Raw genomic sequence first — 6,422 nt, forward strand, 5'->3', positions numbered from 1 at the left:
GACTGTCACTCAGAGCATACCGGCGCATCCGTATATCCCCCCTGAAAACAGGGAGAAAACATCATGCATCGGACAAAAGTACAAGGCCCAGACCAGCAGGCGCTAACTGACTACACGCCCTAGCCTTCAAGCGTTCGCTTCTGGCGAAGTTATGGGGCGAATATTCACAGGTCTGGTGAGCGATATCGCGGAGAAATTTTCCCGGTTGTTGACACTAATTTGTGACAACAACCGGCGGTGGAGTTTTTATCAGTCCGTTGTTATGTCGTGCTTCTGGATGGTATGCCAACGTTGTTTTCCATTCTGGCATTATCCTAGGGTAGGCATAGAGAATTCCGCACCGTTGCGAATTCCTTCTGGCCAGCGGCTGGTGACGGCTTTCAGGCGCGTGAAGAAGCGTACCCCTTCCGGTCCGTGCATATGGTGGTCTCCGAACAGCGAGTCTTTCCAGCCACCGAAAGAGTGGAACGCCATTGGAACGGGGATCGGCACGTTGATGCCGACCATTCCCGCCTGAACACGATGCGTGAAGCTGCGGGCGGTGTCGCCATCGCGGGTGAAGATGGCGGTCCCGTTGCCGAACGGGCTTTCATTCACCAGTTTGAGGGCTGTTTCAAAATCGGGTGCGCGCATGACACACAGAACAGGACCGAAGATTTCTTCCTGATAAATCTTCATGTCATACGTGACATTGTCGAAAAGCGATGCCCCGGTGAAGAAGCCCTTCTCATGACCGGAAATGACATGTTCACGTCCGTCCACGACCAGTGTCGCTCCCTGTTCGACCCCGGAATCCACCAGTCTGCACACGCGCTCGCGATGCTGCGCCGTGATCAGCGGTCCCATATCGTTGCTGCCGTCTTCCCCTGGGCCGATCTTCAGCGTTCTGGCCCGTTCGGCCAGCTTGTTTACGAGGGCGTCCGCTACGGGCCCCACCGCGACGGCGACCGAGATCGCCATGCAGCGCTCGCCAGCCGAACCCCAGGCCGCACCCGTGAGAGCGTCCACGGTTTTGTCCAGATCGCAATCCGGCATGACGATGGCGTGATTCTTCGCTCCGCCCAGAGCCTGCACGCGTTTGCCGTGCGCCGTGCCCGTCGCATAGACGTGCTTTGCAATCGGCGTGGAACCGACAAAGCTGACAGCCTTGATTTCCGGGTGTTCAAGGATTGCGTTGACCATATCCTTGTCGCCATGCACCACCTGCAACACGCCGTCAGGCAGGCCTGCTTCCTTGAAAATCTCTGCCAGCATCACGGACGCTGAAGGATCACGCTCTGAAGGTTTGATGATGAAACAGTTGCCCGTCGCAATCGCCATCGGTGCCATCCATAGCGGAACCATGACGGGAAAATTGAACGGCGTGATGCCTGCGGCAATACCGAGCGGCTGGCGCATCGTCCAGGCATCAATGCCCCGGCTGACCTGTTCGGTATATTCGCCTTTGAGAATTTCCGGAGCTGCCGTGGCAAACTCGATGACCTCCATACCGCGTGTGACTTCGCCCTTTGCATCCGGAATTGTCTTGCCATGTTCGGCAGAAATCACAGCAGCGAGTTCATCGGCACGCTTCTCTACCAGATCGCGGACCCGGAACAGAATACGGGAGCGGGTCAGGGCGGGTGTGTCGGCCCATTTCGGAAAGGCAGCCCGTGCGGCGGAGACAGCGGATTCCAGATCCACCGCATCCCCAAGCGCTACCTGAGCCTGCACCTCGCCAGTTGCGGGGTTGAAGACATCCGAACGACGCTGACTAGCGCCGCCGGTTTTCTGGCCACCAATGAAGTGAGGAATGATTTTCATTTTCTTTGTCCTTGTCAGGAAAGAGAGAAGATCAGCTGCTTATTCGGCGGCCTGAGCAGTTACGGGAGGCAGTGTTTCGTGAGAGAGGGAAATGCCCCGACGCTTTCCATCTTCTGCGGCTGCAGGCAGTGTTTCAGGCACGAAAAACAGCGTGACGAAGAAACCGATGATGCAGATTGCAACGGGATAGAGCAGTCCGGCGAAGACATTTCCGGTGCGTGAGACAAGGCTGAGGCTGATAAGCGGAAGGAAGCCGCCGAAAATACCGTTTCCGATATGGTAGGGAATCGAAATCGAGGTGTAGCGCACCGCTGCCGGGAAGCTCTCGACGATGAACGCGCCGTAAGGTCCGTAGATCAGCGCTGCGATGACCACGAGGACGAACACGATGGCGGCGATGGGAGCAGCGTCAATTCCGCCGTCATGAACACAGGATTTCAGAACCATGAAGAGCGGCAGGTAGAGAAGGGTGGCAGCAGCCATACCGGTGAGGGCGAGCGGCTTGCGGCCGATACTGTCAGACAGGCGACCAAAGATCACAAAGAACGGCAGACCGCACAGTGCGCCAGCCGCCACGGCCAGCGTGGCAGGAAGAAAGGCGACTTTCAGGACGCTTTCGAGAAAATACAGGGCGTAGAACTGGGCGGTGTAGAAGGTCACGGCCTGGGCGCAGGAGACACCGAACAGAAAGGTCACGATGCGACGCGCATTGCCGGGAATGGTGAAGGCGTCCCGGATGGGCGAAGAGGAGATCTGCTGGTTCTCCTTCATCTCCAGAAACACAGGAGATTCATGCAGCCGGAGACGGATGCGGAAAGAAACGCCGACAAGCACGATGGAGAACAGGAATGGCAGACGCCAGCCCCATGCTGTGAAGCTCTCCTCGCCAAGGCCCAGACGCAGTCCGAGGACAATGCCCAGCGCCAGAACGAAGCCGCCGGACGCCATGGCCTGAATATAGCTCGCCCATTTGCCACGTTCCGTGGCCGGAGCGTGTTCGGCCACATAGGTTGCGGCGCCACCATATTCTCCGCCCAGAGCCAGCCCCTGGATGATCCGCAACGTGATGAGCAGAACCGGTGCGACATAGCCGGCGGTCCTGAAATCAGGCAGCGCACCGATGGCTGCCGTTGAACAGCCCATGATCAGCAGGGTGGTGAGAAATGTGATCTTGCGTCCGAAGCGGTCTCCGAAATGACCGAAGACCAGACTGCCGAGCGGACGGACTGCGAAACCGGTTGCGAACGTCGCCACACTGATCAACGTGGAGGCCATTCCGTTTCCGGGCGGATAGAACATCTGCGCGAAAAAAATCGCGAGGCAGCCATAGAGAAAGAAATCATACCATTCAATGATGGTGCCGACGCTGGAGGCAAAAACCAGACCATGCATCGAAAGCGTTCTGGAAGAGGTTGTAGCGTTGCTCATGCTGCGGTCCTCCCTGTTATGCGGCCCATACGCGGTGATAGAGCTCGATGATGTCCTGTGCGGTCGGCACACGCGGATTGTTTGCGGGTGAGCCGGACGCCAGCGCCTGCTCGGCCATCAGAGGCAGCAGGTTGTCCCAGCGTGCGACATCGAGGCCATGCTCTTTTGGCGTCGGAACACCGATTTCCCGATTTCTGCGACGCAGCCCTTCCACGAGGACTTCGCCCGCAGCGGCATCGGATGTTCCGGCGTCGGCAATTCCCATCACGCGGGCGGCCATCGCATAGCGTTCCGAGGCACCGGGCAGGGACCAGGCCGTTATCTCCGGCAGCAGCATGGCGTTGGACAGACCGTGCGGCACATGGAAATGCGCCCCGATGGGCCTGCTCATCCCATGCACCAGCGCGACAGAGGCATTCGAGAACGCCATTCCGGCTTCAAACGCGCCCTGCATCACAGCGGCGCGGGCTTCGTGGTTGCTGGGCTCCTCGCATGCGACGGGCAGCCATCTCCAGATCCGCTGCATTGCGGTCAGTGCCAGCGCATCGGTGAAGGGAGAAGCCTTTTTCGAGACCCAGGCCTCGAGCGCATGGGTCAGGGCATCGGTGCCGGTATCAGCCGTCAGCCTGCGCGGCATGGTCAGGGTCAGTTCATAATCCACGATGGCGATGTGAGGCTGATAGGCTGGTCCCATGCAGAGCATTTTCTCATCGGACACCTCGTCGGTGATGACAGTGACCCGTGTGGCTTCGGAACCTGTTCCAGCGGTTGTTGGAATGGCGATGACCGGCAGGCCCGGCGTGTTCTGGATATGCGGAACCTTGAGACCGGACGGTGTGGTGTGGTGTCGCGCAAGTACGGCGACCATCTTGGCGGTATCGATCGGGCTGCCGCCGCCCAGTCCGATCACGCAGTCATGCTGACCGTCCCGCAGCATGGCAAGGGCGGCATTGACGCACGCGACGGTCGGGTCTGGGACAGTCTCCGTAAAGGCCCGCATGGCGTATCCAGCCTGTTCGAGAATGCCCTTAACCCGTTCAAGCACTCCCCCTGAGGCCATGAACGGATCGGTGACGATAAAAGGCGCTTTGAGACCGGCTTGTTGCAGGGCTTCGGGAAGGTCATTCAGCGCGCCGCCTCCGAGCCGGACAAAAGGTGGAAGGACCAGTGCAGTCATCAGATTTCCCCTTTTCGCGGATGGAGTTCCGGACTTCGGTCCTGCTCCATCTCTTTTGTGCGGATGAAAATGTCTGACACGAGGCGATCGGACAAAAAATCTGGCGTTTTCGCCCACCCCATGTGCAAAAATGCACGGATATTTTGAGATATGGTCTGTGAAGGAACGAAGTATGCACGGAAGACGAGGACTCGACTGGCGTGATCTTCAGTATTTTCTGGCTGTTTCCCGCGGCGGAGCGCTGTCCGTAGCCGCTCGGGAACTGGGTGTGGAGCACACGACTGTTGCCCGGAGAATTCAGTCTCTGGAGCAGACAATGGACGCCACGCTCTTTGAACGGCACCCGCGTGGCTACCGGCTTACACGACAAGGTGAACAGCTGCTGGCCGGTGTGGAGGCGATGGAGCGCGAAGCGCAGGAGGTGGCGTTCAGCGCCGGAAGAGGCCTGTCCGGCACGGTGCGGATCAGCGCGCTGGAAGGATTCGGAAATTTTTTCCTCGCCCCGCGCATCGGAGCGCTACTGGAAGCAAATCCGGATCTGACGGTGGAGATGGTGACGATCCAGCAGATCGTTTCTCTCTCCCGCCGTCAGGCGGACCTCGCCATCGGTCTTACCCGTCCTTCGGGAGACCGGTTTCATGTGGAGGAACTGACGGATTATCGCCTGTTCATCTATGCCAGCTCCGATTATCTGCGACGGCATGGGCCGATCAGCAGCCGAGGAGACCTCGCGGATCATATATTCGCAGGCTATGTCGATGAACTCGTTTTCTCGCCTTCTTTGGACTATCTGGCAGAGGCCGGAATCGATTCCCGACAGGTCCGGATCCAGAATTCCAGTATTCAGGCGCAGAAAGCAGCGGTTGAGGCCGGACTCTGTCTTGGCATCCTTCCTGCTTTTGTTGCGGAATCAACGTCTGGCCTTGTGCGCGTCCTGCCGGAGGAGGTCAGCCTTCGCCGGACCTACTGGCTGATTACGCGGGGGGATGAGGCGGGGTCATCGCGGCTCGGCCATCTGTGCAGCGTGTTACGGAATGAGACCCGTGCGGCACAGGCACTGTTTCTACCTGCTGTCTGAACAGGAGAGTTGGCGAGATTTCATCAAATATTAGCTGTCGGCGAGGATATTTTAATCGGCCCATTCCGTGGAGGCGCATGCCGCTCTATGGCGTTCGAACTGACCGATTTCATTCTCCCAACAGACGCTGTCCGACATATCAAAACAAAATAATATCACTCGGCATAGAAGATTGCGGCCGATGGGGGCAAGACATGCGTTCCACCCGATTGGACAGAGTGATGCGGATCAGACGTTGAGTGTGCGGAGCAATTTTTCCAGATCCCGCTCTCCGTCTCTGGTTTGCGCGCCCGCTTTCAGTCCACCCCTGATAAGTTTAACGGGGGCAGGACGTTCGAGGAGTTCTGCCCAAGCCTCGTGCTCGCAGCCAAAGCCGCTTGGCTGGCTTGTCAGTGGAATAGTGTTTTTTGCGGCGGCAATAACACCGTTCGGAAGCGGGGAGCGCCCGGTTTATCCACCCGTAGCGTTCTGCTGTCTCGGCATCGAAAAGAGCGCGGCCATGTGTCATCCGGGTGGACAGATACTGGGTTCCGCCGCCACCGGGTGTGATGCCCATAAGTGCCTCGCACTGGGCAAGGGCCGTCCGGCCTTCGGCAGCAAATGCCATGTCCGCGGCAGCGACAAATTCTGCGCCACCGCCACGGGCGAACCCCGCAAGCTTGACGATGGTCACCTGCGGCTGCGTTCTCAGAAGCTCGCCGAACGCCTGGAACGGGTTGAGACCTTCAGGCGCGTCATGCGCAAGTTCGCTGAAAGCCTGCGGGTTATCGATCAAGGTCATGTCGACATGTGCGATAAAGAACTCGGGATCGGCACTCTGGAAAACTAGGGCGTGTCGTCAGTTAATTCCGATGATGGCGGAGGCGAGTTGCACGGCAGCGAGAAAGGTTGACTTCAGCTTGTCGTAGCGTGTTGCGATGCCTCTGAAATGCTTCA

5 protein-coding genes and 1 pseudogene are annotated in these 6,422 nt (G+C 58.5%); 1 reads left to right on the top strand and 5 read right to left on the bottom strand.

Translation table 11 applies throughout. The annotated features are described in order from the left end of the window. Window positions 1-309: 309 nt before the first annotated feature. From GOB81_RS16965 to GOB81_RS16975, 3 genes are read right to left on the bottom strand one after another with little or no spacing between them, the layout of a single operon-like run. Window positions 310-1,803 carry a CoA-acylating methylmalonate-semialdehyde dehydrogenase gene (locus tag GOB81_RS16965; RefSeq protein ID WP_173571419.1) on the bottom strand — a complete coding sequence of 498 codons (1,494 nt, stop codon included), beginning with the start codon at window positions 1,801-1,803 and terminating at the stop codon, window positions 310-312. Between the two features lie 39 nt (window positions 1,804-1,842). Beyond that, window positions 1,843-3,231 (bottom strand): MFS transporter, encoded by a 1,389-nt coding sequence (locus GOB81_RS16970; RefSeq protein WP_173571420.1) that lies wholly within the window; start codon window positions 3,229-3,231, stop codon window positions 1,843-1,845. Window positions 3,232-3,247: 16 nt separating this feature from the next. Further along, a complete protein-coding gene (locus tag GOB81_RS16975) occupies window positions 3,248-4,408 on the bottom strand; it encodes an iron-containing alcohol dehydrogenase (protein WP_173571421.1) in 1,161 nt (386 codons plus the stop codon). Between the two features lie 172 nt (window positions 4,409-4,580). On the opposite strand from GOB81_RS16975, the gene GOB81_RS16980 reads away from it, so the two are divergent. Continuing rightward, on the top strand, window positions 4,581-5,486 hold the full coding sequence (locus tag GOB81_RS16980; RefSeq protein WP_173571422.1) for a LysR family transcriptional regulator: 906 nt from the start codon (window positions 4,581-4,583) through the stop codon (window positions 5,484-5,486). 316 nt (window positions 5,487-5,802) lie between these two features. Here GOB81_RS16980 and GOB81_RS16985 read toward each other — a convergent pair whose 3' ends face one another. Together GOB81_RS16985 and GOB81_RS16990 are read right to left on the bottom strand one after the other, a co-directional pair. After that, a complete protein-coding gene (locus tag GOB81_RS16985) occupies window positions 5,803-6,267 on the bottom strand; it encodes an enoyl-CoA hydratase-related protein (protein WP_242010331.1) in 465 nt (154 codons plus the stop codon). Window positions 6,268-6,324: 57 nt separating this feature from the next. Continuing rightward, window positions 6,325-6,422 (bottom strand): annotated as a pseudogene (locus GOB81_RS16990) (IS5/IS1182 family transposase); the annotation flags it as partial.

Origin of the sequence: Acetobacter conturbans (assembly GCF_011516755.1) — a bacterium.
Lineage (GTDB): Bacteria > Pseudomonadota > Alphaproteobacteria > Acetobacterales > Acetobacteraceae > Acetobacter > Acetobacter conturbans.

Excerpts from the sequence above, each read along its gene's own strand:
- GOB81_RS16970 (WP_173571420.1), bottom strand. The coding sequence starts at position 3,231 with ATGAGCAACGCTACAACCTCTTCCAGAACGCTTTCGATGCATGGTCTG.
- GOB81_RS16985 (WP_242010331.1), bottom strand. The coding sequence starts at position 6,267 with ATGACCTTGATCGATAACCCGCAGGCTTTCAGCGAACTTGCGCATGAC.
- GOB81_RS16980 (WP_173571422.1), top strand. The coding sequence starts at position 4,581 with ATGCACGGAAGACGAGGACTCGACTGGCGTGATCTTCAGTATTTTCTG.
- GOB81_RS16965 (WP_173571419.1), bottom strand. The coding sequence starts at position 1,803 with ATGAAAATCATTCCTCACTTCATTGGTGGCCAGAAAACCGGCGGCGCT.
- GOB81_RS16975 (WP_173571421.1), bottom strand. The coding sequence starts at position 4,408 with ATGACTGCACTGGTCCTTCCACCTTTTGTCCGGCTCGGAGGCGGCGCG.